The organism is Clostridium sp. CS1-1 (assembly GCF_056135525.1).
Map to the genome: position 1 here is coordinate 4266404 of NZ_CM148680.1, position 23776 is coordinate 4290179.

33 protein-coding genes, 1 other RNA gene and 1 pseudogene are annotated in these 23776 nt (G+C 30.3%); 8 read left to right on the forward strand and 27 right to left on the reverse strand.

All coding sequences use genetic code 11. The annotated features are described in order from the left end of the window. Positions 1–21: 21 nt before the first annotated feature. The 13 genes from AC0N0V_RS20160 to AC0N0V_RS20220 form a co-directional block, all read right to left on the reverse strand. Complete coding sequence (locus AC0N0V_RS20160; protein WP_474460602.1) at positions 22–1017, reverse strand: tyrosine-type recombinase/integrase; 996 nt, start codon at positions 1015–1017, stop codon at positions 22–24. 145 nt (positions 1018–1162) lie between these two features. Continuing rightward, the gene (locus tag AC0N0V_RS20165; RefSeq protein WP_474460603.1) at positions 1163–1447 is read right to left on the reverse strand and encodes a DUF4406 domain-containing protein; all 285 of its coding nucleotides are present in this window, start codon (positions 1445–1447) and stop codon (positions 1163–1165) included. Positions 1448–1508: 61 nt separating this feature from the next. Next, positions 1509–1754, reverse strand: a complete 246-nt coding sequence (locus AC0N0V_RS20170; RefSeq protein WP_474460604.1) for a hypothetical protein — start codon at positions 1752–1754, stop codon at positions 1509–1511. A gap of 154 nt (positions 1755–1908) precedes the next feature. Continuing rightward, entirely contained in the window at positions 1909–2406 is a 498-nt protein-coding gene (locus tag AC0N0V_RS20175) for a hypothetical protein (protein WP_474460605.1), read from the reverse strand. A gap of 100 nt (positions 2407–2506) precedes the next feature. Beyond that, positions 2507–2671: a hypothetical protein gene (locus AC0N0V_RS20180; protein ID WP_474460606.1), complete on the reverse strand. Its 165-nt coding sequence runs from the start codon at positions 2669–2671 to the stop codon at positions 2507–2509. A gap of 218 nt (positions 2672–2889) precedes the next feature. Beyond that, positions 2890–3222, reverse strand: a complete 333-nt coding sequence (locus AC0N0V_RS20185; RefSeq protein ID WP_474460607.1) for a hypothetical protein — start codon at positions 3220–3222, stop codon at positions 2890–2892. A gap of 17 nt (positions 3223–3239) precedes the next feature. Beyond that, positions 3240–4061: an ATP-binding protein gene (locus tag AC0N0V_RS20190; protein ID WP_474460608.1), complete on the reverse strand. Its 822-nt coding sequence runs from the start codon at positions 4059–4061 to the stop codon at positions 3240–3242. Continuing rightward, entirely contained in the window at positions 4003–4896 is an 894-nt protein-coding gene (locus AC0N0V_RS20195; RefSeq protein ID WP_474460609.1) for a phage replisome organizer N-terminal domain-containing protein, read from the reverse strand. The genes AC0N0V_RS20190 and AC0N0V_RS20195 overlap by 59 nt, the downstream gene beginning before the upstream one ends. 418 nt (positions 4897–5314) lie before the next feature. Then, a complete protein-coding gene (locus AC0N0V_RS20200; RefSeq protein WP_474460610.1) occupies positions 5315–5581 on the reverse strand; it encodes a hypothetical protein in 267 nt (88 codons plus the stop codon). Positions 5582–5592: 11 nt separating this feature from the next. Beyond that, positions 5593–5802 (reverse strand): helix-turn-helix domain-containing protein, encoded by a 210-nt coding sequence (locus AC0N0V_RS20205; protein WP_474460611.1) that lies wholly within the window; start codon positions 5800–5802, stop codon positions 5593–5595. Beyond that, positions 5802–6014 carry a helix-turn-helix domain-containing protein gene (locus AC0N0V_RS20210; protein WP_474460612.1) on the reverse strand — a complete coding sequence of 71 codons (213 nt, stop codon included), beginning with the start codon at positions 6012–6014 and terminating at the stop codon, positions 5802–5804. The genes AC0N0V_RS20205 and AC0N0V_RS20210 overlap by 1 nt, the downstream gene beginning before the upstream one ends. A 39-nt stretch (positions 6015–6053) precedes the next feature. Next, positions 6054–6767, reverse strand: coding sequence for a Rha family transcriptional regulator (locus AC0N0V_RS20215; protein ID WP_474460613.1), 714 nt, complete (start codon positions 6765–6767; stop codon positions 6054–6056). Positions 6768–6820: 53 nt separating this feature from the next. Beyond that, complete coding sequence (locus AC0N0V_RS20220; RefSeq protein ID WP_474460614.1) at positions 6821–7045, reverse strand: helix-turn-helix transcriptional regulator; 225 nt, start codon at positions 7043–7045, stop codon at positions 6821–6823. Between the two features lie 174 nt (positions 7046–7219). On the opposite strand from AC0N0V_RS20220, the gene AC0N0V_RS20225 reads away from it, so the two are divergent. The 3 genes from AC0N0V_RS20225 to AC0N0V_RS20235 all read left to right on the forward strand — a co-directional run bounded on the left by AC0N0V_RS20225 (position 7220) and on the right by AC0N0V_RS20235 (position 9263). Next, a complete protein-coding gene (locus AC0N0V_RS20225; protein ID WP_474460615.1) occupies positions 7220–7600 on the forward strand; it encodes a helix-turn-helix domain-containing protein in 381 nt (126 codons plus the stop codon). Between the two features lie 390 nt (positions 7601–7990). Beyond that, positions 7991–8176, forward strand: a complete 186-nt coding sequence (locus tag AC0N0V_RS20230; protein WP_474460616.1) for a hypothetical protein — start codon at positions 7991–7993, stop codon at positions 8174–8176. Further along, positions 8145–9263, forward strand: coding sequence for a site-specific integrase (locus tag AC0N0V_RS20235; protein ID WP_474460617.1), 1119 nt, complete (start codon positions 8145–8147; stop codon positions 9261–9263). The genes AC0N0V_RS20230 and AC0N0V_RS20235 overlap by 32 nt, the downstream gene beginning before the upstream one ends. A 1170-nt stretch (positions 9264–10433) precedes the next feature. Here AC0N0V_RS20235 and AC0N0V_RS20240 read toward each other — a convergent pair. Beyond that, positions 10434–10586 carry an aspartyl-phosphate phosphatase Spo0E family protein gene (locus AC0N0V_RS20240; RefSeq protein WP_474460619.1) on the reverse strand — a complete coding sequence of 51 codons (153 nt, stop codon included), beginning with the start codon at positions 10584–10586 and terminating at the stop codon, positions 10434–10436. Positions 10587–11388: 802 nt separating this feature from the next. After that, entirely contained in the window at positions 11389–11565 is a 177-nt protein-coding gene (locus AC0N0V_RS20245; protein ID WP_474460620.1) for an H-type small acid-soluble spore protein, read from the reverse strand. A gap of 148 nt (positions 11566–11713) precedes the next feature. Here AC0N0V_RS20245 and AC0N0V_RS20250 point away from each other — a divergent pair, with 148 nt between their 5' ends. Further along, complete coding sequence (locus AC0N0V_RS20250; protein ID WP_474460621.1) at positions 11714–12145, forward strand: hypothetical protein; 432 nt, start codon at positions 11714–11716, stop codon at positions 12143–12145. Between the two features lie 133 nt (positions 12146–12278). Beyond that, positions 12279–12632: a DUF2512 family protein gene (locus AC0N0V_RS20255; protein ID WP_474460622.1), complete on the forward strand. Its 354-nt coding sequence runs from the start codon at positions 12279–12281 to the stop codon at positions 12630–12632. 47 nt (positions 12633–12679) lie between these two features. Here the strand turns inward: AC0N0V_RS20255 and AC0N0V_RS20260 are convergent, their stop codons facing one another. From AC0N0V_RS20260 to AC0N0V_RS20285, 6 genes are all read right to left on the reverse strand, one after another. Further along, positions 12680–12961, reverse strand: coding sequence for a hypothetical protein (locus tag AC0N0V_RS20260; RefSeq protein WP_474460623.1), 282 nt, complete (start codon positions 12959–12961; stop codon positions 12680–12682). Between the two features lie 168 nt (positions 12962–13129). Next, positions 13130–13264: a hypothetical protein gene (locus AC0N0V_RS20265; RefSeq protein WP_474460624.1), complete on the reverse strand. Its 135-nt coding sequence runs from the start codon at positions 13262–13264 to the stop codon at positions 13130–13132. A 40-nt stretch (positions 13265–13304) separates the two neighbouring features. Then, on the reverse strand, positions 13305–13448 hold the full coding sequence (locus AC0N0V_RS20270) for a hypothetical protein (RefSeq protein WP_474460625.1): 144 nt from the start codon (positions 13446–13448) through the stop codon (positions 13305–13307). A gap of 14 nt (positions 13449–13462) precedes the next feature. After that, a complete protein-coding gene (locus tag AC0N0V_RS20275) occupies positions 13463–13621 on the reverse strand; it encodes a hypothetical protein (RefSeq protein WP_474460626.1) in 159 nt (52 codons plus the stop codon). Between the two features lie 131 nt (positions 13622–13752). Beyond that, entirely contained in the window at positions 13753–13884 is a 132-nt protein-coding gene (locus AC0N0V_RS20280; protein ID WP_474460627.1) for a hypothetical protein, read from the reverse strand. A gap of 89 nt (positions 13885–13973) precedes the next feature. Further along, positions 13974–14111, reverse strand: coding sequence for a CPC_1213 family protein (locus tag AC0N0V_RS20285; RefSeq protein ID WP_474460628.1), 138 nt, complete (start codon positions 14109–14111; stop codon positions 13974–13976). Positions 14112–14387: 276 nt separating this feature from the next. Between AC0N0V_RS20285 and AC0N0V_RS20290 the strand changes: the two genes are divergently transcribed. From AC0N0V_RS20290 to AC0N0V_RS20300, 3 genes and pseudogenes are all read left to right on the forward strand, one after another. After that, complete coding sequence (locus AC0N0V_RS20290) at positions 14388–15476, forward strand: putative NPN-dependent ornithine cyclodeaminase (protein ID WP_474460629.1); 1089 nt, start codon at positions 14388–14390, stop codon at positions 15474–15476. Positions 15477–15632: 156 nt separating this feature from the next. After that, the gene (locus AC0N0V_RS20295) at positions 15633–16292 is read left to right on the forward strand and encodes a DUF6483 family protein (RefSeq protein ID WP_474460630.1); all 660 of its coding nucleotides are present in this window, start codon (positions 15633–15635) and stop codon (positions 16290–16292) included. Positions 16293–16407: 115 nt separating this feature from the next. Beyond that, positions 16408–16740, forward strand: a pseudogene (locus AC0N0V_RS20300) (SoxR reducing system RseC family protein); the annotation flags it as partial. A gap of 101 nt (positions 16741–16841) precedes the next feature. Here AC0N0V_RS20300 and AC0N0V_RS20305 read toward each other — a convergent pair. The 6 genes from AC0N0V_RS20305 to AC0N0V_RS20330 form a co-directional block, all read right to left on the reverse strand. Next, entirely contained in the window at positions 16842–17804 is a 963-nt protein-coding gene (locus AC0N0V_RS20305; protein WP_474460631.1) for a DMT family transporter, read from the reverse strand. A 100-nt stretch (positions 17805–17904) separates the two neighbouring features. Continuing rightward, positions 17905–18085, reverse strand: a non-coding RNA gene (gene ssrS, locus AC0N0V_RS20310) — 6S RNA. A gap of 171 nt (positions 18086–18256) precedes the next feature. After that, positions 18257–20038: an aspartate--tRNA ligase gene (gene aspS, locus AC0N0V_RS20315; RefSeq protein ID WP_474460633.1), complete on the reverse strand. Its 1782-nt coding sequence runs from the start codon at positions 20036–20038 to the stop codon at positions 18257–18259. Between the two features lie 163 nt (positions 20039–20201). Continuing rightward, complete coding sequence (hisS, locus tag AC0N0V_RS20320) at positions 20202–21455, reverse strand: histidine--tRNA ligase (protein WP_474460634.1); 1254 nt, start codon at positions 21453–21455, stop codon at positions 20202–20204. 158 nt (positions 21456–21613) lie between these two features. Beyond that, positions 21614–23044: a coproporphyrinogen III oxidase gene (locus tag AC0N0V_RS20325; RefSeq protein ID WP_474460635.1), complete on the reverse strand. Its 1431-nt coding sequence runs from the start codon at positions 23042–23044 to the stop codon at positions 21614–21616. 114 nt (positions 23045–23158) lie between these two features. Further along, a complete protein-coding gene (locus AC0N0V_RS20330) occupies positions 23159–23758 on the reverse strand; it encodes an MBL fold metallo-hydrolase (protein WP_474460636.1) in 600 nt (199 codons plus the stop codon). Positions 23759–23776 lie beyond the last annotated feature (18 nt).

A 23776-nucleotide genomic window follows, 5' to 3' on the forward strand; every position in this document is an offset into this window, starting at 1 on the left:
CTGGTTTCTTTAAATTACTTTTTAGGAAATTCTTTTATACTCATGTCTTATATTTTCTTCACTTACTTTCGCATATATTTGAGTTGTTGCAGGTGTTTCATGACCCATAAGATGTTGGATTATGTGTAGTGGCATACCTGCATTAATATTGCGTGTAGCAAAACTGTGTCTAAATAAGTGTGGGTAAATAGATTTATCAAATCCTGCACGTTCTGCGATCTTATTTACCTCTCTTTCTATACTCCTGCCACCTATTCTATTATGCGGGTACTTACTTGCTACAAATAAAGCAGGATTGTTATCTTTTCTTGTCTCTAAATATTTCAATAAAAGAATCTTAGCTTTTACATTAAAGTATACTTTCCTCTCCTTATTTCCTTTTCCAATTACAAATAAGCTCATTTCATGCCAGTTTATATGATCTTTATTTATTCCAACGACCTCAGAAAGTCTACAACCTGTAGTCACTAAAAATTCGGCTAATGCTAACTCTCGTTTTGTTTTACAAGCTTGTCTTAAAAATTCAATCTCTTCGTCACTAAGAGCATGTCTCAATCTCTTTGGTTCCTTAGTTTGCTTTAATTTTGCTGCAGGATTTTTAGGTATATACTCTTCTTCACTCAGCCAACCAAAGAATGATTTTAATATTGATATTTGTCCATTCAAACTACTTGGTTTCATATTCTTACATCTAGCAGCTAAATACATTCTTAAGTCCATTGTAGTTATAGTTGATAAAGGCTTAATTAAATGACTAGCGAATATCAATAATTGATAATTATAGTTTTTTAATGTTCTTTCACTTAATCCATCAAGTCTTTTAGTTGCAAGATATATTTGTAACTTTTCCTCTATATCTGAAGCTACAAGAGCTGTCTCGGTTGATGTAATCTCATACTTGTACAATACTTCCTCTATTACATTTCTAACTTTAAGCTGATCCATCTCTGGAAACTCCAAAGATAACTTCCCTACTAACTTTATAACTACTTCATCTTTACTACTTGCACTATACATTGTATTTCCTCCTTAGTTGATACACTGAGACAACTATGTTATAATACAAGTGTCTCAAGTGAGATTTTAGAGAGCTGATAGGTTGTCCAGACTTGCAGCTCTCTATTTTATTTGTAAACTTAATCCTACTGAATATCTACATTTTTTAATCTTGCAAAAACTTTATTTCTTTTTTTATGCCTTTGGCATACCCCATCTCTAAGTGTGACCCCTTGCTATCTGTCCATGTTGGTAAAAAATATACTGTATCACAAACATCTATCATAGCCATACAAACGTGAAGATATTCCATTTGTTCAAATCCTTCATTCAAGACTGAAGGATTCATAATAGCATGTCCTTCTTCTCTGAGTTTATCTTCAGCTTTTTTAAATTCATCTTTATAGGCACCATTTCCGGTTATTTTACCTGCTATATATGCTTTTTTCATTTTTACCCCTCCATTTAATTCTTAGTATTTTTATCAATTTCTTTGACTTAATTTTGTTGTTTTACCTACTGCTTTGACTTAACTTATATGCAGCCATAACAACGTCTTTAAGCTCCTGTATATTTTCATTGCCAACTATATTATTTCTAGCTTCGCAAAGAAGTTCGGATATAAGCATTAGTCTAAATTTAGTTATTTCAAGTTCCTCTTCAACTTTTTTAATTTTTAAAATACCTTCTTTGGCTGCTCTTAACTCAATTAAATTTCTATCATAAATTCTTTCAGCTTCTTCAGTTAAATTATCCATAATTACCTCCCAATTTATTTGAAATGCGACGCAAAAACACCCCAAAATTCAACTCTGAATAATGCGGTGTTTTAATAAAATATTCGGTTTTATAGTTATGACGTTAGATAAGAACATTACGAACTGAATAATTACTATTACAATTATTTTTAGCTTAGCTAACGTTTATTTTAAAGATGTTTGCTGTATTATGAGTTTCATCCCATTCTCCATCTATTTCATAAATATAAATTCCATTTTCTGCAGGAAGTTTGAGTATCCTGTCTTCTTTTTTAGCACTGTAAAATCTAAAATACCTATCTACTAATTTCCACTGTGAGCCATCCCACTTAGTTATAGTTATTAAGATAATCCTTGGTGGTTTTTTTGGAAAGCTATATTCAAGTGAATCCCCACGCCCAACGTCAACTGGTTTATAATCTTTTAATGTTTCAGCTGAGTCTCCAAAAATATTACTGTTTCCTCCATTATCTTTATCAAACCAGTTAAAATCTGCATTTTTCAAAACAATTGCTTTATTTTTGTACATAATTTTAGGTGTTGGTGCACTTATTGGTATATAATTGTAATACTGTTTTAATCCATACCACTCGAAAATCATAATGAAAACTACTATCAAAATTAGTTTAGTGTTTTTCTTAAAAGTATTCATATTTATATCCCCCAAAATTTTATGCTTTAGTTCATAATAAATTACCATTGTTCAATTATTTCTAATTTATGATTAATGAACACTATAAGAATATTCCGTATTACTTTGTCTTTCTCACTTCTTTATATACTTGTTCCAAAACATATAACCCAGGACTTAAAAATCCTACAATTCCGAATAAATACATAAACATTTCTGCCCCAAACATAGTTCCTATACTAAGACCTAAATATCCCAGTGCTATTGAAGCCATAATTAAAATCATAATTCTCCCCCAAAACTCGACTAATTAATAAGTCTCATAAATTTACTATTTTTACTTAAACTAATAACAATTATATCATACTTACACGGTTTCAGAAGATCACTATTGCAATAAATGTAAGTTCCTTTTGTTTTTTACACCGCATTATTCAATTTTCAAAGATCATTATTCGGATTTTCATTTTTAATGATTCTGCCGCATTTTCTTCACTTTGCGTATTAACTATTTAACCTTTGGATATCTTCAATAATCTCTATATCAAGATATTCTTTTGGTATATTAATTTCTTGTATTTCAATTCCTGGTAAATCATCATTCTTAAGCTGTAGATCACTTTTGGGTATTGCCATTGTTTGTTCACCTAGTGTTAAAGCATTAATTAATTCCAGACCATCGTCTGAACTTGGAAGAGCTTTATAACAATCAGCATACCCTTCAACCATTTTTTCACCAATTATTATAAATTCATTGTGTAGTTTGGCTTTTTTAACTAGCATGTCATGTGTCCTGGTTCCTTCTTTTAATTGATAAGTTTTAAATTCTAATTTCATATTTATACCCCCATCCTTCATATTAATAACTCACTTAATAATTTTGTTTTCTCTTTGGCCTTTTCTACTCTTATGCTCTTTCCATCATTCCTTACAGGAGTGCACATCTCTAGTAACCTATCATAAGTCCTCTCATGGTATTTTTCCTTAAGATCTTCTAGTGGAAAATTTGTTGTAACTATAAGAGGCAATCCATTTCTATATCTACTATCTAAGATGTTATATACCTTTGTTCTAGTCCAATCAGTATCTTGCTCTGTTCCCAAATCATCTATAATAAGTAAATCTGCGTTAGAAAGACTTCTAATGATTGTTTCTTCCCCTTCCTTGCCCCAAGTATTAAATGTCTGTTTAATTCTGTCTAAGAGTCCATTTACGCTTATGCATATTACTGGAATTAATTTATCAATAAGCTCATTTGCTATACAACTACTTACATATGTTTTTCCATTCCCCGGATCTCCATATATTAAAAGACCTATACCTTCATTTTTCATATTTGCAAAACTAGAAGCATACTTAGTTCCGATATTAAATATCTTTTCCGAACCTCTCTTATGATCCCAATTTTCAAATCTGCATTGTTTAAACTTAGCATCCATTAAACTATTTTTAATAATCTGCTTTAGCCTTAACTGTTTTTCTTTATTCATCTCTTCAATCTCTTTTACTTCAATCTCTTTTTTCTTACAACTGCACATTACAGGTCCCTTAATGTATCTATTAAATCCTGAAAGATATTTTACTATTTCAATCGGCTCTCCACAGTTTTTACAAACTCTACAATCCGATTCCTTGCTCTCTAAGTTCGTCTTCAGCACTTGGTCTATTGTCTCCACCTTTTTTAGCTCCTTTCTTTTTAGCATTTATGTTATTCCAAAGCTTTAGCACTACAGGTTTACAGTAATTAAAAGAACTTATCTTTTCTCCTCTAAAACCTGGTTTGTAGTCATTAAAAGCTGAATCTATTCCTTTTTTGATTACATCTACAGGGATTTTACTAACTAATAATTCTTTTACAGTTTCAAATTCTTTAGGTTTAAAGTTAACAGATAATATCCCAGCCTTTGAACAATAAAAATCTACTATTTCTTCTAGATAAAGAAGATAATTATCTTCTTCTATTTCTTCTTCTCTATCTTCTTCTAGATGCGTTAATTTAGTGTTACCTAACGTTTCTTGTAACGTTTCTGTAACGTTACATCCACTAGAACAGGTTTCTTCTTGAGCTGCTTCAATAAGTGCTTTTTTCTTTTCCCTATGCCTCTTAACCCTTTCATTTGTAAGCTGTTTGGCCCTTTCCATGCCTTCTATATTTTGATATTCAGCCCATCCTGCTATTGTAATAGTCTCTTGTCTAATTGTTATCATATTAAATTTACTGAAGATCTCTAGAGCCATTTTTACTGTATTAAGTTCAAAATCACATTCAGTTGCTAACATCTCAGGAGTATATGGGATGTTTTCTGTAAAAAGGATGTATCCTTGAGAGTTGCTTCTGCCGGCTAGAGTTAAAAGCATTACCCAGAATAAAACCATGTCATTGCCGCCTGGTAATTTTCTAATCTGCTTAATTTTCCTATTATCAAACATATCTAAATTTAACTTAATCCACTTAAGTTCTGCCATAATTACTGCTTCATCTCCCTTTTTATCTAAAAGTTCTTCCCACAAGCTACTAGTATTTTGGAGAATTTAGCATCCTTCTTTGCTACTTTAGCTATCTTCTTAATAAATTCTTTTTTCATTTTTACATCCCCCATGTATAAAATATTAACTTTGTCCATATACTAATATTGAATTTATGCGTAAGCATGTTATATAATGGGGACAAGAGCTTGCTGGCTCTTATCCAAGATGTTTTTCTGAGTATGCACCCTTTGCAGAGGGTGTATTTTATTTTTCTTTTAAAAAATCTATCTGTGCATTAATACCTATGATTGGATCCTCAACAGCGTTATCCACATTTTTCCGCCTCCCTAGTTCTTTTTTTTAGTTATCAGCATAGAATATATTGAGAAGTGTTTACATTTTTAAATAAAATAGTTTTTTATAAAAGGCCTTATTTAGCCTTCTACAAAATTACCTATTTTCAAGTTATGAATTTTTGTAATTGAACTACATCATAACTACTTAAAAAAACTTTGCTTATTGAACCTAATTTATTAGTTTTTATAAAGTAAATGCATTGTAAGATTTTGAAACAATTCGATTCAGTTCTAACAACCACATGTACCATTACTAATGTCCCTTGTACACTCAAATCCTTTACCACAACTTCTTCCTCAGTATTTATTTCAGCCTTTTCACAGACCATATTGAAAACTCTTTCTAAGTCAGCCATTTGAGTAACTTCCATACGATTACCTCCTAAACACATTGATAATAAGCTGTATTAGTCTTAATCCATTCTAAAAGTCTATCTTTGGGTATTCTTATTTTTCTTTCACCTAAACGTAGAACTGGAAAATTCTTTTGATATATAAGCTCATATGCTGCATTTTTACCTATATTTAAAATTTTTTGTACATCTGGTACTGTTAACATCATTGGTAAATTTTTAAATTCTTCTTCTGTCATTACCACCACCTCCATAGCTCCTGGTCTATTAATTCATTAGGTGTAACCTTCATTGCTTTAGATATTTTACATATAGTCTGCAACCCCGGATTCTCATACTTTCCTGATTCTAATTCTGTTATATAACCTCTAGCCACTTTACTTTTGTAGCTTAATTTACTGATCGATAAATTTCTCATTTTTCTGATTTCTTTAGTTTTTAATACAGCCACGGGAACGCCTCCTATGGATTTATTCCCACCATCTCCCCTTTATTTAGTACAAGCTACTTCGTCTAATGCTGTTTGTCTGTTAGTTACTGCAATTTCATCTTCTAAAACTAAAGGTACTTTATACCCTTCTACGATTTTTCTAGCAGTCTCTAGTTGACTTCTTTTTATAGCTTCATACCTATTTACTCCAAATTCTCTTTTAAGTTGATGCTGTATATCCGCATAAATCTTGCCTCTTAAAGAATTGTCTTTATAGGCTAGGCTCCTATAACCTCCCAGTGCTTTTATACCAATTCTTCTAACTAATGATTGAAGCTCTTTACAGTCCACATTAAAAAGTGGCATATTTGATTCTAAGTTATCAACCCTGTCTTCTATCTCCTGAGTTTTCTTATCTAAAATAAAAACTGCTTGCAGCTCTTTAGATAAGTTTTGGTATGGGTTTTTAAGTTGTTCTTCCATTTTATTAAACGCAGCAATGTATTTAAGTTTCCATTCAAGTGCCTTAGTTCCAGTAAACCCCATAACTAAAAGCGAAAATCCATCTCTAGTTAATAGGTACTCTGGATATTGCTTACCTCTATTTTCATAAAAGCTTTCAATAAACATGTTTTTCACTGCGGAATTTTCCGCCACCAAATTTCTTATTTTTTCTAGAACATCTTTATGTTCTTTTTCAAAATCCTCTGTTATCTGCCTACTAGTTACTACCAGTTGTCCGCCTTGATTTAAAATTTTTATTAAGTTACTCATTTTACCATCCCCTTTGTTTCCCAGTATTCATTTTGTAAATGTGCATAAGATAATTAAGCAGATATATAAATTTTCATTTTGCTAATCTCGGAAGTAAAAAAAATTTCATCTATCGGTTTACCGAAAAGCTCTGAGATTCTCTTTGCCTCCTTAATGGTAAAGTCAGATCTACCATTAAGTTTGAAATTTAAAGTTGACACTGTCATATCTAGTATTTCTGCTAGTTCAGTTTGTGTTATATGATTCTCTTTCATTAGACCTTTTAGTCTATCATACATAATAATACCTCGCTTTCTATTTTCATTTTGCTAATTACCATAGTTTTATTATATATTAGCAAAATGAAAATTACAATAGTATTTTATGATATTTTATAAAAAAATATTCATTTAGCTAATTTTTATTTTTAAATTTTCAAATTGTTTATAATGTATTTATGGGGGTGTTTTTTATTGAGTAAGTTTGGAGAAAGACTGAGAATAGTTTTAGAGGATAAAGAATTGCAAGGAAAAGAATTTGCTAAAATATTAAATGTAGAACCTCCTACAGTAAGTAATTGGTTGAATGGTAATAGGTTCCCAAAAGATGATATGCTTATTAAAATAGCTGACTTCTTTGATTGTTCTGTAGACTATCTCCTTGGAAGGACAGATGATAGAGATACAATAATTGTTAGAGGTAATGTTGACGGAAATGATATTGAACTGGGCATTGATCGTAAGGAATATCCAAACGGACTAACCCATGAACAAGTCGTTGAAGTTTTTAAAGAGCTTGAATCTATTGGCTTTGATGTAAATAAATTAATAGATAAAATTAAAAGTAGTAAATAAACTTAAAACTTAAGATAGAATTAATTGAAGACTGATATATATTAAAAAAAAATGCTTTTACGTATATTGCGACGTAACTCCATTTTTTCAATATATATCAGTCTTTTATTTACGTCATAATATGAAGGGTGGTGTTATAAACTTTGTCAAAACAAAACTATATTTGTAATATATAGTACTTTATTGACTAGCGATTCTGTATACAGACAGTTACATATTTGCGATAACTATGTAATAATTTACAGAGAATTGAAAAAAAATTTAACAATTATATATAGTTGTGATATAATTTAGTAAATTACTCAGAACAAACGTTCCTATTAGGTATATTGAAATCTAAAATAGTTTTAATTGATATATAAAAAATACAAATAAGGGTGGGGGAAACTTATGATAAATAATATTTTAAATGGTTTAAAATACATTCAAATTAATGGACAAGTTATTTATGTTAAAGAACAGCTCTGTAAACTGAAAGGGGAAGATACTTCCTGTAAAAAATCCGTTGCTGATAGCTTAGAATTAAAGCAAGGAGATGATATAGATGCAGAGTGTATTTATTCGGGAAAGAGGTAAAAAATTTATTATTTATCTTAAATATAGAGATACAGATGGTAAAGTAAAACAAAAAAGCATTAGGAGCTTTGAAAAAGTTTCTGAAGCTAAAAAGGCTTTAGTAGAGGAAAAACACAAAATTAACAATGATAATTTTATTATGCCGCAAAAAACAACCTTTAATCAATATATTACTAATTGGTTACAACAACATAAAAACAATCTATCTCCTACAACCTATAATAGATATAAGGGAATAATAGACCAAGATATTATTCCTAGTCTTGGAGATATAGAGCTTCAAAAGCTTAATGCTATTCATATCCAAAACTTTTACAATAAAATGTTAGAAAGACTTAGTGGCAAAACAGTTATGCAATATCATAGAATAATTCATAAGTCACTCAGTATAGCCTATAAAATGCAAATTATACCTAAAAACCCTGCTGAGTTTGTAGAGGCACCAAAGGTTAAAAAATATAAAGCTGCTGTATATGATAAGAAAGAAGTTAGACAATTATTAGAATCTGTTAAGAATTCAAGATTAGAAGCACCTATACACTTAGCTCTAGCATTAGGTCTAAGAGCTGGAGAAGTATTAGGGCTTAGATGGTCTGATATAGATTTTAATAAGGGAATTATAAATATAGCTCAAACTGCTGTTAGGGGCGAAAAAAGTGGTGAAGTTATATTTAAGGATCCTAAAAGTGAAACCTCAATTAGAACACTTACAGCTCCTGAAGATTTATTAAAAATTTTAAAGGAGAATAAACTGAAGCAAATGCAGTTGCAACTTGAAAGTTATGGAGCCTTTAACAATGAATATAATTTAGTATTTACTCAAATTACTGGTAAGCCAATGTCATCTGCTAGTTTTAGTAGAATGTTTAGGGATTTTCTAAAACGAAAGAATCTGCCATTAATTCGCTTCCACGATTTAAGACATACTAATGCTACTCTTATGCTTGCTTCTGGAACAAGTGCCAAAGTAGCCAGTAGTAGATTAGGTCATAGCTCTATAGGAATCACTATGGATTTATATACTCATGTGCTGCAAGAACTAGAACAAGATGCTGCTGAAAAATTAAATGATGTCATATACAAGTAATATCAATATGTTTAATACTTTTTGAACGTCACCTTTTTGTCACCTACTTGTCACCAAACTCGTTAAAACTTATTAAAACATATTGATATGCATTTTAAAAAAACAAACCTAAAACCATTGATTTTACTTACTTGTAAAACCTAGCTAAAACTTACTAAAACTTATTAAAATCTAAAAATACGGACTCAAAATCCGGTGGTAGCGATACCGTGCGGGTTCGATTCCCGCCTCCGGCACCATAGTTATCCACACTATTTAAATAGTGTGGATTTTTTTATTTTTTGATTTTCTACTTTTATAGTTCAAACTAATTTTTCTTCATTCTCATTTATATCCACAACCACTGCCTTTATTATGTCAAAGATTTCACCAGAACTTTAAACATGTTGCTGCAATAACTTTTTCTATCGCCTTGCTGTGTTTAACTTTACTTTTCCATTCATATTCTTTTCTCATCTACTCTACAACCATAATTACCCCCTTTGTTTTATCTACATATTTATTATACTGTTCATCTCATAACTGCTACTTTAAAGCTTCCTTTCGTTTTTCTATAAGCGCCTGTTTACTATCTATGATATTCCAAAAGCTATAGCATTAGCCACCGTTAATGATTTCGAAGTGCGACACAAAAATATCGTACGATTCAGATTTGAATAATATAATATTCTAAATAGCATGGAGTCAAAAGTATTTATAGAATAATTCCACATCAAGCCACGATCCTAACGTTACTTTTGCTTTACGAAATCAATAACACCATAATATATTCATATTCTGAACAAACCTTTTTATAAGGATACTATATTACTAACACTGAAATATCTAAATTTAAATCAAAATTCTTTCAATCCTATATCTTCTATTCTATATAACATTCATATACTCACTCCACTTATCCTTAAGAACAACATACCCATTAATCAAAGAAATTGTTCTATATATTTAAGAACTTTATTAACTTTAAATTATATGTTAAGAGAGCTTCTAACTTGAAGATCTCTTAGATTCATGAAAATATAAAAAGTATTGATAATGTCATAATTTATCATAGGTTTTCAGCATCTTTTTTAAACATAGCCTATCATTCCCCCTCCTTTTCCACAAAAATAGAGCTCATATTCTGAGCTCTATTAGATAATAATTATTTTATTTATGTGTATTAAATTTCTAGCAAAATAACCTGTTATACTCATTTAATTCAGTATCCAACATCTGACTTGCCGATACCACCTCTGGATCAGTCAAACTTCCTTTTTGGTTTATCAAGTCATGCATATAGTCTCGTACTTTGTCTATTTTTTTAATTAATTCTTCTTTCACTATAAGCACCCCCTATTTTCATATGTATATTTTATAGTATTAAATACTATAAAATTATAACTACTGCAAACTTATTATTATTTGCTAGTTATAATTAAATTATACAACATTTAACACAAAACTTCAATTATATCTTATAAAATTTTGAATATATTCAAAATATATGAAAAAATATATTAGATAATATAATTGGGTAATAAAAAAGCACTTGAATTTAACCAAGTGCTTGCTGTGCCACTAATATGTAATCCCTAGTGTCACACATTCATTCTTATTTATTTCCATGATAACATTATACTACTATGTAATGCATATTAAACGGCCACTATATAGAGATATCTCTCCACTATGTACTTAATAAAACCTTAATTAAGGTAAAATAATTCATTTCTAGCTATGTAGATTCTGTTATGGTTTATGAAGATGATATAGAAGTTAATTTAAAATATGATTCCAAGACTCTTTTTTTCTTCAAATTCCCACCCGTTATCGCCCTAATTGAAACCTATAAAAATTATTTCATTAATCTATTCACAGTATCTTAAATAACACCCTAACTTTTCCACAATTACATAACATATAAGTTAATAACTTTGTGATCTTCCTTATTGTATATTAGTTGTTCCATAACTTGCTTAAAATTATAAGTTAAAACGGATATTTATATGCATAAAAGCAATAAAATTGGTTAGACTTTATAATAGTTAAAGTTTCTATAATAAATTTCCTTTAATAATTCCATAATTTAAACTCAAGGGCGCCTTTAATCATTTTAAGGTGCCCTTAGGTTTTATATAGATATTTACTCTTCCTTTAGTTCTGCAATTGGAACCTCTTTTAACTCATCTGTTTTCAAGTCTCTAATATGAGCAGCTTTACTATCTTTTTGAATATCTTCAATCCATATCGGATTATCTTTGTAGGTTACGTTTATCACACCTTTTGAATTATATATCTCTTCTGCTTTTTCAAGATTCATATTCACACCTCCTTTCTAGATATTATTAATAAAAACTCTTTACTGTATTCTTTTAAAATAAATTATTATTAATTTTCCCTTCACAATTTTCAGTGTAAAATCATATACTACTATAGTGTGAGTTAAATTTATGGAGGTAGTTTTATAAATGTATGATCAAAATTCAATGTACAATATGCCTTTTAGCGGAGTGCTTCCTTGCTGTCCTTTTATGAATTCTATGTACATGATGCCTAACATGATGCGTTCAGAGGATATAAACTATGAATCAGATGCATCTTTAACTGAAGACATAGCAAATAATGAAGATTTAGATTTAAGGGAAGATGCTGATGAAAATATTGAAGATGAATCTACACAAGAAGTAGACTCATCAAGAGATGATGTAGATTCTTCTTCTAAAATTGAATTTGATGCTAATCAATTTAGATCACCTAATGATGTAGATCAGATTCTAAGAAAGATAGAAAGAAATAATCCTATGCTAATTAGAAGATTAGTAATGTATGGTATTCCTTATCCAGTGGCAGTAAGAATAATCAGAAGGACTATTTACTTAACACTACAATATGAAAGATAACTAAAAACAACTTATACTTTTATTTTTAAATACCTTAACACGTTAGTTTACGCTAACGTGTTTTCTCTTTACAAATGAATAATACTATAATAGCTGGTAATCATAGTACTAAACAGGAAAGGAGACATTTAACATGACTGACTTGATAACTAAAATTATAGTTTGTCCTTTAACATTAATAATTTCAGACTACTTATTTAGGGATGTTTACTACCCATATACCTACCAACCTATTTTTATTGGTGCAGTTATTGCTCTAGTAGGGTATTTTATGGAGCTTCTTTTACTTAGACCTGGAACCGTTATAATAAGTACAATAGCAGATTTTCTAGCATCTTTTGTGTTAGTTTACTTTAGCCAATTTATTTTGCCTGGAGCAGCTATTACCCTTATAGGTGCTGTAATAACTGCAACTATATTTGCCGTTATTGAATATTTTGAGCATATCTATTTAGTTCGTAGTTACAAAATGAAAAAATCGGAGTAGTTTTCCTAGCTACTCTGATTTTTTTATAAGACTATTATTCCTATCTGTTATTTATCCTTTACACCATTTAATTCATACATCTGTGCTTCTACTTTTTCTTCTTTTATTGTCCCATCACTATTGTATCCTGTTTGCATTGTTGCAGAATTTTCTAAAGTTCTTCTTCTATCTGGAAATCTATAAACAGCTTTTAACTCTTTTAACTCTTCTAAATGTTCTTTACTTATTTCTCTACCAACTATATGCCTTCTCATTAGAAACAACTCCTTTCTTAAGATTAGCTTTTCCATCGAAGTAGCTTTTATTACTAATAAAATTTTTCTAATCATAAAATAAATAGCCACGTATAAATATTTAATTTTAGGTTATACTTTATAATACCTTGGTAATGTAATAACTCCTATAAATTTGGTGACTTCTATTTTAAAAAACTTTTAAACAGATTAAAATAACTCTGGTTAATCCCAGAGTTATTTTAATCTGTTTAAATTTAAATGTTATCTTGGTACTACATTATCATTTTTTCTTTGTCTTTCTTTTCTATCTTCCTCAAACATATTCTTTCCGTTATCCGTTCTTTCAAGCCCCATTGACTTACTTTGTTTATGTGTTAGTTTATTCTTTCCCTTCATCCATCTAACCTCTCTTCTCTTATCATCTTAAATTGCACATTTAAAAATGTTTTGTTATTTCTTTTTGTATTCTTCGAACATCCTTTTGTCTTAACCTAGTATTATCCTTAATTTCATCTAAAGTTTCTCCATCAAGAAGCATTTCTTTGGCTTTCTTATTTGCCTTTTCTCTATCAAAACTCATACTATTTTCCTCCTTTATCTTCTCCCCTGCATTTTTTCTTTAGCTTTTTCAACATCATGTTCATTTAGCCCTGTTTTTTCCTTTATTTCTACTAAACCGACCCCTCTATCTAATAAATCTTTAGCAATTTCCATAGCTTGTTCGTGATGACCTTTATCTGACCACTTTCCCATATACTAACACCCCTTATCTTCATAATATAATCTTCTGATGACTTTTCTTTTATAGAATAACTCCATACTTTAAATTAGTCTTTTAAATCATATTACTTTTAAAAGGTTAAATATATTGGTTTAATGTTAAATTATACAGTCCAATTCTCTTTAGAATTTTTATGATTTTTCTGTTTTGCTTTATATTCAGCACTTCTTGAATCGTATTTAGCACTAGTTTTGCTGCTATGCAATCTTGAAAATTGATTATTCTTTTCTGCCATAAATATTCTCCCCTTCCTAATAATCTTTTTTCAAATTCTATAAATATATATCAATTAAAATTATAAAAATATATACACATACTATTGGGCTAATCTAAATGTTTTTCGGAGTAAGTTCCAAACTTAGCTCTTGAACTTTCATCTTGAGGACTATGATCTATATGCTTCTTTCTAAATCTGCCATCTGCTTTTTTATTATTATTTGTATATTTCATTTTATTTGACATAGTCATCTCTCCTTTCTAGTACTAGCTTTTCCCGACAGAGAGTTTTTATGTTAAACAAAAATAGCCTATTAAGGCATTAAATTTTCTATTAAAAACTTTTTTCTATTTTAACTTCCTTTTACTCATATTTCCTACAAATTTATTAATAAATTTTGTTTAAAAATCGTGTTTAAGCATAAGTTATACATATATTAGCATTAAGTTTTAGTTTTTGATATAATAAAATCAATATTCCAAAAATAATGTAACTATTATAATCTATATGGAGGTATTTTTATGAGTTTTAAATTACCTAAATATCAAGCACCAGATTTTTCAAAAGAGCATTTTATTTCTGCACCTAACGTTACTACTGAATGTGTGAAATTAAAAGGTGTGGCTCCAGATAATTATCATGCAACATCAATATACCCAGAATATTTTAAAATAAATGGCCAATGGGTGTTAGCTTCCGAAAGCCGCATGGATTGTCTTGTAGTCATGAATGATGATAAAAAATTAGAAGTAAAAGAGTTTAGAAACTTAAATGTAGGTGACAATGTAATACTAGGCAGAAGCGAGAATGCTGAGGATGGAATTTATGTTCATGTAGGCGGATTTGTGCATGAAGAATCGGAAGAGCAACAATCTTTTGTGTTTAGAACCGGAAGGACAAGGGAAAGTTCTTATTCAAAAGATTATGATAGCCTTTACGAATTACTAAAATACGAAAGAGATAATGGATACATACTATGGGTACTGGGTCCAGCTGTAGTTTTTGATCACGACTCTAAAAAGGCTATGTCCGCATTAATAGAAAATGGTTATGTGGATACAATCTTTGCCGGTAATGCTTTAGCTACCCATGATTTAGAAGGTTCAATACTGAAAACAGCACTTGGTCAAGACATATATACCCAGTATTCTGTTTTTAATGGTCACTATAACCATATTGATATTTTAAATAGGGCTAGACGGGCTGGTTCACTAGAAAAGTTTATACAACAAGAAAATATTCAAGACGGAGTAGTTTATTCCTGTATAAAGAATAATGTGCCTCTTATACTAGCTGGTTCCATAAGAGATGATGGCCCGCTTCCTCCTGTTATTCCAAATGTTTATGATGCTCAGGACGCTATGAGAGTCCATTGTAAAAAAGCTACTACAGTCATATGTCTAGCAACTCAACTTCATACCATAGCTACTGGAAACATGACTCCTATGTATAAAGTTGAAGGAGATTCTGTAAGACCTGTTTACATCTATACGGTTGATATATCAGAATTTGGAGTAAATAAGCTTAGAGATAGAGGTAGTCTTGAGGTTACCTCCATAGTTACGAATGTTCAAGATTTTATTGTTAATATAGAAAATAACTTAGTTTAGTAATCAATATCTTAAGATGAAACTTTCACTTTCGAAAGTTTCATTTTATTTTCAAATTTTACTTATGTAATTTCTTTTAATTTTATTATATAATATAGTTAAAATCATATAATGATTGTCATAATTTGAGCTTTTTAAGCTTATGGAGGTAATACTATGCTAAAACGTAACCTTACGTCGGAATTAATAACAAAATTTAACGAAGCTCTTGATAAAATACTAAAGTGTAAAAGTGAAGGCAACTATGAAATGGCCTTGACTGTAATCGATAGCACACTGAAAGAAATTTTCAGATTAGGAATGAAGTTTTTTAATACATTGTCTGATGATAACTTAATTGAACTTATAAAAACTGATGGAACTATAAATACAGATAAGTGTATAATGATGGCTAAATTATTAGAAGAAGAAGCAACTATCCTAGAATGTCAAGGATATTCAAATGAAGCCTTTTATATAAACTTAAAGTCTTTAAATTTATTTATACAAGCTTATTTGGACAATATTGAAGACTGCGACCTTAAAAAGCATTTCGTAGATATAGATATTATTATAGATAAAGTATCTGATTATAAGCTACCTCTTAATCTACAAAGTAATATAACTGATTACTATATTAAAATAAAAAAATATGACAAGGCAGAAGATATTTTTTTCGATATTCTAGAAGAAAATAAGTTTAATAAAGAGACCTTAGAAAAAGGAATTACTTTTTACAGTAACCTTTTAAATTACAATGATGATGATTTACAAATAGGTAATCTTTCTAGAGAGGAAATAGAAGAATCTTTAAGTGCTTTAAGAAAAAAATTATAATTTTTATAGGAGTTGATTTAATATGTTAGAAGTAGGATATGTAACTGCAGTAAAAGATGATTACGCACTAATATCTTTTAGACGAAAAAGTGGATGAGGTGATAATTGCGCTAGTTGTGGCGCTGGTTGCACTCCTCCAAGTTCGGTTGTAGATGTGAAAAATACTCTGAATGCATCCATTGGAGATGAAGTACAAGTTGGTATTGAAACAAAGTCCTTTATGCAAATGACATTATTAGCCTATGGTTTTCCTCTAGTTATGCTGTTTATCGGAATATTTACTGGAAATTACTTCTTTCAAAAGTTAGGTTTTGAAAGCTACGAAATTTTATCTTTCCTTTTAGGTGTTGTTTTATTGGCTGCATCTTATAGTTTATTAGGTCTAATCGATAAGAAAGCCTCTAAAAATGATAGATATGATCTTAAAATGATAAAAATAGTTAAATAGCATATAAAAAAATCCCATGTACTTATATCATGGGATTTTTTTATATGTTAATTAGTAAAAACTATTCAATATACTTCTGTTTATTATAATAATTAACTAAATCAAATCTCTATATTATTAATTTCATCTAATTGTTTGCTCTTCTCATTTGCTTTTCCTTTAAAAGTTATATATGAACCTATTAAAATAAATACTATTCCAAGAACAGTATTAAAAGGTATGTTTTCTCGTAATATTATTAATGATAATATTGGTGCTAATGCTGGTTTTATAAAAAATACTATAGAAGCTGTGGTTGCTGAAGTCTCATCCATTGCAAAGAAGTAAAATAAATAGCCTAAACCCGTTACAACTATTCCTAAATAAATTAAAACAAGTATATTAGATTTATTTACCCCGTATGCTATAGGTATATTTGACAGAATTGACACACCTAATAATCTGTTGAACTTAGCCATAGATGGCAAATTCGAAAAAAATATCAGTATCAACATTAGAATGTCCCCTGCTAGAAATGTAAAGCAATTCATTACTATGCTTCCATATCTTTCTGAACGCATTTTCCCAATTACACTATATAACGAAAAAGTTACGGCTGCTAGCGCTGCTAACACTATTCCTTTAATATCACTATTTATTTTTAAAGGATTTAAAATGCATACTACTCCAACTAGACTGACTCCTAAAGATAAAATAGTGCTCTTTTTCAATTGTTCCTTTAATAAAAAGTACGCAAATGGAATTGTAAAGACTGGATTTGCACTAAATACAATGGCAACTGTAGAAGCCTTTGTATGTACTATAGCAAGTTGAAAAAATGACATGCTTATAACTACGCATAAGAAACCAGTAAGAAAAAAGTATGTTAAATCATTCTTACTAAATGTTATATCTCTTTTTTTATAATCCTTTACCGCCAGCGGCAATAGTATCAAAGCTCCTATAAAAAACCTTATAAAATTTAATTGAAAAGCATTAATTTTATCCGAAATCATTTTACCTGCTATCTCCATGGTGCTGAACATAATAGCAGATAGAATAATATATACGTACCCCTTCTTCACTGGTTTTCCCCCTTAATTAAATATATATTTATTTACTTCATAATAATATCCTATTTAATTAAAGTCTAAATAATTCCCTTATAAATTCTGTATATAAAAATAAAACCCCACCACGCCGTATTATGAGCTATTCTTGAACCCGCTCCTCGCAGGTGGGCATCTCCTTTTTGTTTCTTGTTCTCGAAAAACGATTTCGAGTATCATTCCACAAAAAGAGTCCGATTCCCATTCAAAAACTGTTGGGTCAATATGAACCCACTCTACGTACATGGTAGGAATATTTATTTTTAATGGTTCTTTATTAATATTATACTATAATTTACACAAATTCAACATATCATTTTCAGAATTAAGCAAAAATTCTTTTGTCGATAATTAGATTATATCTTCCTTTATATAATGTTTTATTTCTATTACAATTCGAATTCTTGAAGTCTTGAATTATTCACTTATTATTCTGTCTTATTTATTGAAATACCGAGATCTTTTAGTTGCGCATCATCTACTTTGCTTGGAGCTTCTGTTAATGGACAGAAAGCATTTTGATTTTTAGGGAATGCAACAACATCCTTTATATTCTCAGTTCCCGCAAGGAACATAACCATTCTATCAAATCCAAAAGCAAGCCCGCCATGTGGTGGTGGTCCAAACTTAAATGCTTCTAATAAGAAACCAAAGCTTTCCCAAGCTCTTTCTTCAGTGAAACCTAACACCTGGAACATTCTTTGTTGAAGTTTTGTGTCATGTATTCTAATACTTCCTCCGCCAAGTTCTTCACCATTTAATACTATATCATAGGCTTTAGCTCTAACTCTTCCTGGATCACTCTCTAAGTATTGGATATCTTCATCCATAGGCATTGTGAATGGATGATGTTCCGCCTGGAATCTTCCCTCTTCTTCATTATATGAAACAAGTGGGAATTCTGTTATCCATACAAATCTATATTCATTATTATTTTCTAAAATTCCAAGTTCCTTTGCTAGATGAAGTCTTAAAGCCCCAAGACTTTGAAATACAACACTATTTTTGTCTGCTACAATTAGAATTAAGTCTCCAACCTTAGCTTCCACTTTATCTAATATAGCTCTTGTTTGTTCTTCAGTTAAAAACTTACCAATTGATGATTTAATTCCATCCTCTTTATAAGCTATCCAAGCTAATCCTTTTGCACCATAAGTTTTAACATACTCAACTAACTTATCTATTTGCTTTCTTCCCATATCCGCATTATTTTCAGCCTTTATAGCTCTAACTGACCCACCATTGGAAAGTGCATCTTGGAACACTTTGAAATCCACATCTTTAACTGTTTCAGTTAAATCATTTATTTCCATACCAAATCTTAAATCCGGCTTATCTGATCCGTACTTTTCCATAGCTATTTTATATGGCATTCTTTCGATAGGTAGCTTAACATCTACTCCAATAACCTCTTTAAACACCCTTTGTATAAGATTTTCATTTAGTGCCATAACATCATCTGCCTCTACAAATGATAACTCCATATCTATCTGTGTAAATTCTGGTTGTCTATTTGCTCTTAAATCCTCATCTCTAAAACACTTTGCTATTTGGAAGTATCTATCATAGCCTGATACCATTAATAGCTGTTTAAATAGCTGTGGCGATTGAGGCAGTGCATAAAACATCCCTGGATAGTTTCTGCTTGGTACAAGATAATCTCTTGCTCCCTCTGGACTACTGTTTGCAAGTATAGGTGTTTCAACCTCTAAAAATCCATTTTCATCCATAAAGTCTCTAACTATCTTAGCTGTCTTATGTCTTGTGATAAAAATTTTCTGCATATCTGGTCTTCTTAAGTCTAAGTACCTATATTTTAATCTTATGCTTTCAGCTGCATCTAAGTTTTCTTTTATGTATATAGGTGGAGTTTCTGATTCAGATAGTATCTTTATACTTTCACCTTTTAATTCCACCATTCCTGTTGCCATATCTGGATTTGGTGATTGTCTTTTAACTAAAGTTCCTGTAATCGCTATACAATATTCCGATCTGACATCATCAGCTTTTTCGAAAGCTTCTTTATTTATTTCCTCACCAAATACCACTTGAAGTATACCTGTTCTATCTCTTAAATCAACAAATATAAGTCCTCCAAGATTTCTTTTTCTTTGAACCCATCCCATAACAGTAACGTTGTTATCAATATGAGATTCCCTTAGCTCACCACACATTATGGTTCTTTTAAGTCCTCTTAATGCTTCTCCCATGTTTTCTTCCTCCAACTTTAGATCAATTGACAATTGACAACTGACAACGGAAAATTAAATCCATGCACTACACCAATCATCTAAAATCTCTACTATATTAAAATAATTTTTGTTATACTAATTATATAATTACTTAATAAGATAGTTTTATCGCTTAGTAATTTTATAAAATACTTACCAAGTTAACTATGCTATCTAAATCTTTTAAACTCAAATCAAACTGTTCTCCATCACTCATTCTTTTAAATTTAGCAGTGCCAGCTTGTAGTTCATTATCTCCCAATATAACTGTAAATCTTGCATCTATTTTATTAGCATACTTCATTCCAGCTTTTACGCTTCTGTTCATGTGGTCACTATCGCATCTAATGTTTTTTTCTCTTAAGGCATTAACTAATTTAAATGCTTCGACTTTTGCATCTTCTCCCATAGCACCTATATATAAATCTATGTAACTTTCTTTAGGAATCTGTATTCCATTCTCTTCTAAAGTCAAAATGGTTCTCTCTATTCCCATTCCAAAGCCCATAGCTGGCATTGATGGCCCACCAACTTCTTCTATAAGATAGTCATATCTTCCACCGCCACAAATAGTTATACCGTTATTTATTATCTCGAATACAGTTTTACTATAATAGTCTAAACCTCTTACTATTAACGGATCAACCTTATAGTCAATTCCCAATGCAGTTAGATATTTTTTTAAGTTATCAAAGTGCTCACTGCATTCATCACATAGATAATCAAGTATTACAGGAGCACCTGAAACTATTTCCTTACAGTGAGGAACCTTACAATCAAGGGTTCTCATAGGGTTTTTTTCAAATCTTGTTTTACAAGTTTCACAGAACTCCTCATAGTTAGTAGCTAAAAAACCTTTTAGTGCTTCATTATAATTTTTTCTACAATGTGGACAACCTATGCTGTTTATGTTAAGCTCAATTCCTCTTACATCAAGTTCTTTGTATACCCTCATTGCAAGGCTGATAATCTCAGCATCTACCGAAGCTTCTTGTGCTCCAAATACCTCTATACCAAACTGATGATGTTCTCTTAATCTTCCCTTTTGAACATTTTCATATCTTAATACGGGTGTGAAGTAATATAATTTTGTTGGTTGTGCTTCGTTGTAAAGGCTACTCTCCACGAAAGCTCTAACTGCTGGAGAAGTTCCTTCAGGTTTAAGTGTTATACTTCTTCCTGCTTTATCATTAAAAGTATACATTTCTTTTTGAACTACGTCGGTAGTTTCTCCAACTCCTCTTTCAAAAAGTTCTGTGTATTCAAAAACAGGAGTTCTAATTTCTCTACACCCATAAGATGCAGCTATCTTTCTAAACTTATCCTCTAGATATTGCCACTTATAAACATCTCCTGGCAACACGTCTTTAGTACCCTTTGGTGCTTGTATAGCCATTTTATATCCTCCCTCTTTTCCAGTGGTCAGTTGAGAGTGCACAATCGACATTTAATGATATTTTTCTAAACGAAAAAATTAAAATATATTTTAAGATTCTTATGTCTCCAACATAAAAACCACCAATAACTGTCAACCGTCAATTATCAACTGTTAACTTACTTATAAAGTGTATTTAAAAGCTTTATTTTCTTTTGTACCATTTCATCTACTCTTTTTATGTACTCTCTAACATCTTTGACATTTCCATGTCTTTCAATTCTGTTTTCTTCTAAAAACACAACTTTTGTAGATGCATCGGCTCCGCAGGCTATTATAGTCTGTCTTTCTTCAATTATTTGAATATTATATAATCCTACATTACCTTTTATAGTATACCCTATATTCTCCATATTTCCTACCATATTTTTTTGTCTATACATATAATAAGGCTTCATTTTTAAACCTTTTGCTAAATTTACAGTTTCCTCATACATTAAGTTTAATTCATCTTGTTCTGGAGTAGCAAATTCAAGCTTATTAACTATATTTTCATGAAGCTTAGAGGCTCTTTTAACAGACATCCCATGTACAGTTACACTTTCTGGATGAAGCCTATGAATTTCCTCACAGGTTTTCTTTACTTCTGCCAAGCCTTCTCCAGGAAGTCCTACAATAATATCCATATTTATATGTTCAAATCCACATTGTCTTGCAATGTTAAATTTTTCTACAACATCTTCAACACTATGTCTTCTTCCAATTCGTTTTAAAGTATCATTATTCATAGTTTGCGGATTTATACTTATCCTGTCTACCTTATATTTTTTCATACTTTGCAACTTGCTTAAGGTTATACTATCTGGCCTTCCACATTCTACAGTAAATTCTTTAACATTATTTCCTTTAACAAAGTTATTAAATATGTGTCCTAGTGTAGTTTCGAACTGAATATCATTAACTGCTGTAGGTGTTCCTCCGCCAAAATAAACACATTGAATATTTAAGTTATTTTGTTTTATGTATTCTGACATTTTATCTATCTCATAATATAAACTTTCAAGATAAGGATCAACTATGCTTTTACATCCTTCAATTGGATTCGATGTAAAAGAGCAATAAAGACACCTTGTAGGACAGAAAGGCATACCAATGTAAATACTTATTGTATTTTTATCCTTGTTAACAAATTGTTCTTCTACCTTAGCTACATTTATACATAGTTCTGCCTTATCTCGTCTTGTATTAAAATGCTCATTGAAATAATTTACAATATATTCCTCATCTTTACCTTCATTTATCAATGACATTGCTATTTTGCTCGGCCTAATTCCTACTAGGTTTCCCCAAGGCAACTCTTTTTTAGTTTTCTCAATAAAATACTGAAAGATTGATTTTTTGATACCTTCTTTATATGTTAGTTCCTTATTTAGAGTAATTTCCCTGTAACTTTCCTTGCTCCAAATGTTAACTTTATTTTCCTCTAATTCTATTTTATATTCCCAATCTTCATCTATAAATTCTATATCTGAAAACCCATAAAATATATTTATTATATGATATACATCATACCGATAACTCATATCATTTAATTTTACTTTTATACTCATTATTTTATCTTTTGTATACCTCCACTTTAAATTAGAGGCGTGAAACTGAAAGTTTCTATCCTCTTTATAATTCTCACGCCTATGTTTATAAATTAATAATTTATGTTAACTATATTATAGAAATGGATTGTGTACTCTCTCCCTACCTACAGTACTTTGGCCTCCATGCCCTGGAAAAACCATAATTTCATCTGATAATATCATTAGCTTTTCTCTAATACTTTTTATAATAGTATCAAAGTCTCCACCACCTAAATCAGTTCTACCTATCGAACTAGCAAATAGCGTATCTCCTGTAAATAGCATGTTATTTACAAGAAAGCAAACTCCTCCTGGTGTATGCCCTGGAGTATAGATAACCTTTATCTCCTTATCTCCAAGCCTTAAAATATCACCATCATTAATAAAATTATCAACTTTCCCATTAATATCTCCGTATATGTACTCCCCACTCTTAATCATTGCATAATCTTCTTCGTTAATATATACGGGAGCCTTAAATTCTTCTTTTAAATCTAACACTCCTCCAGTATGATCTGTATGGCCATGTGTCAGCAGTATATACTTAACATCTGCATTCATAGCATTTATTGCTTTAATTATGTCATCAGCATCTCCACCTGGATCGATAACCGCAGACTCCCTCGTCTCATCATCCATTAAAATATAACAATTAGCTGCATAAACCCCCGCAGGCACTCTTTTAATTTTCATACTCCAAACCTCCCAATA

What these genes read in the sequence shown, in the direction of transcription:
- AC0N0V_RS20295 (WP_474460630.1), top strand. Translation starts at nt 15,633, where the DNA reads ATGCTAAAACGTAACCTTACGTCGGAATTAATAACAAAATTTAACGAA.
- AC0N0V_RS20250 (WP_474460621.1), top strand. Translation starts at nt 11,714, where the DNA reads ATGTATGATCAAAATTCAATGTACAATATGCCTTTTAGCGGAGTGCTT.
- AC0N0V_RS20245 (WP_474460620.1), bottom strand. Translation starts at nt 11,565, where the DNA reads ATGAATCTTGAAAAAGCAGAAGAGATATATAATTCAAAAGGTGTGATA.
- AC0N0V_RS20330 (WP_474460636.1), bottom strand. Translation starts at nt 23,758, where the DNA reads ATGAAAATTAAAAGAGTGCCTGCGGGGGTTTATGCAGCTAATTGTTAT.
- AC0N0V_RS20230 (WP_474460616.1), top strand. Translation starts at nt 7,991, where the DNA reads ATGATAAATAATATTTTAAATGGTTTAAAATACATTCAAATTAATGGA.
- AC0N0V_RS20165 (WP_474460603.1), bottom strand. Translation starts at nt 1,447, where the DNA reads ATGAAAAAAGCATATATAGCAGGTAAAATAACCGGAAATGGTGCCTAT.
- AC0N0V_RS20280 (WP_474460627.1), bottom strand. Translation starts at nt 13,884, where the DNA reads ATGGCAGAAAAGAATAATCAATTTTCAAGATTGCATAGCAGCAAAACT.
- AC0N0V_RS20170 (WP_474460604.1), bottom strand. Translation starts at nt 1,754, where the DNA reads ATGGATAATTTAACTGAAGAAGCTGAAAGAATTTATGATAGAAATTTA.
- AC0N0V_RS20285 (WP_474460628.1), bottom strand. Translation starts at nt 14,111, where the DNA reads ATGTCAAATAAAATGAAATATACAAATAATAATAAAAAAGCAGATGGC.
- AC0N0V_RS20275 (WP_474460626.1), bottom strand. Translation starts at nt 13,621, where the DNA reads ATGGGAAAGTGGTCAGATAAAGGTCATCACGAACAAGCTATGGAAATT.
- AC0N0V_RS20205 (WP_474460611.1), bottom strand. Translation starts at nt 5,802, where the DNA reads ATGACAGAAGAAGAATTTAAAAATTTACCAATGATGTTAACAGTACCA.
- AC0N0V_RS20260 (WP_474460623.1), bottom strand. Translation starts at nt 12,961, where the DNA reads ATGATTAGAAAAATTTTATTAGTAATAAAAGCTACTTCGATGGAAAAG.
- AC0N0V_RS20185 (WP_474460607.1), bottom strand. Translation starts at nt 3,222, where the DNA reads ATGAAATTAGAATTTAAAACTTATCAATTAAAAGAAGGAACCAGGACA.
- AC0N0V_RS20265 (WP_474460624.1), bottom strand. Translation starts at nt 13,264, where the DNA reads ATGAAGGGAAAGAATAAACTAACACATAAACAAAGTAAGTCAATGGGG.
- AC0N0V_RS20200 (WP_474460610.1), bottom strand. Translation starts at nt 5,581, where the DNA reads ATGGAAGTTACTCAAATGGCTGACTTAGAAAGAGTTTTCAATATGGTC.
- AC0N0V_RS20160 (WP_474460602.1), bottom strand. Translation starts at nt 1,017, where the DNA reads ATGTATAGTGCAAGTAGTAAAGATGAAGTAGTTATAAAGTTAGTAGGG.
- AC0N0V_RS20270 (WP_474460625.1), bottom strand. Translation starts at nt 13,448, where the DNA reads ATGAGTTTTGATAGAGAAAAGGCAAATAAGAAAGCCAAAGAAATGCTT.
- AC0N0V_RS20175 (WP_474460605.1), bottom strand. Translation starts at nt 2,406, where the DNA reads ATGAATACTTTTAAGAAAAACACTAAACTAATTTTGATAGTAGTTTTC.
- aspS (WP_474460633.1), bottom strand. Translation starts at nt 20,038, where the DNA reads ATGGGAGAAGCATTAAGAGGACTTAAAAGAACCATAATGTGTGGTGAG.
- hisS (WP_474460634.1), bottom strand. Translation starts at nt 21,455, where the DNA reads ATGGCTATACAAGCACCAAAGGGTACTAAAGACGTGTTGCCAGGAGAT.
- AC0N0V_RS20215 (WP_474460613.1), bottom strand. Translation starts at nt 6,767, where the DNA reads ATGAGTAACTTAATAAAAATTTTAAATCAAGGCGGACAACTGGTAGTA.
- AC0N0V_RS20180 (WP_474460606.1), bottom strand. Translation starts at nt 2,671, where the DNA reads ATGATTTTAATTATGGCTTCAATAGCACTGGGATATTTAGGTCTTAGT.
- AC0N0V_RS20290 (WP_474460629.1), top strand. Translation starts at nt 14,388, where the DNA reads ATGAGTTTTAAATTACCTAAATATCAAGCACCAGATTTTTCAAAAGAG.
- AC0N0V_RS20325 (WP_474460635.1), bottom strand. Translation starts at nt 23,044, where the DNA reads ATGAGTATAAAAGTAAAATTAAATGATATGAGTTATCGGTATGATGTA.
- AC0N0V_RS20220 (WP_474460614.1), bottom strand. Translation starts at nt 7,045, where the DNA reads ATGTATGATAGACTAAAAGGTCTAATGAAAGAGAATCATATAACACAA.
- AC0N0V_RS20235 (WP_474460617.1), top strand. Translation starts at nt 8,145, where the DNA reads ATGCAGAGTGTATTTATTCGGGAAAGAGGTAAAAAATTTATTATTTAT.
- AC0N0V_RS20255 (WP_474460622.1), top strand. Translation starts at nt 12,279, where the DNA reads ATGACTGACTTGATAACTAAAATTATAGTTTGTCCTTTAACATTAATA.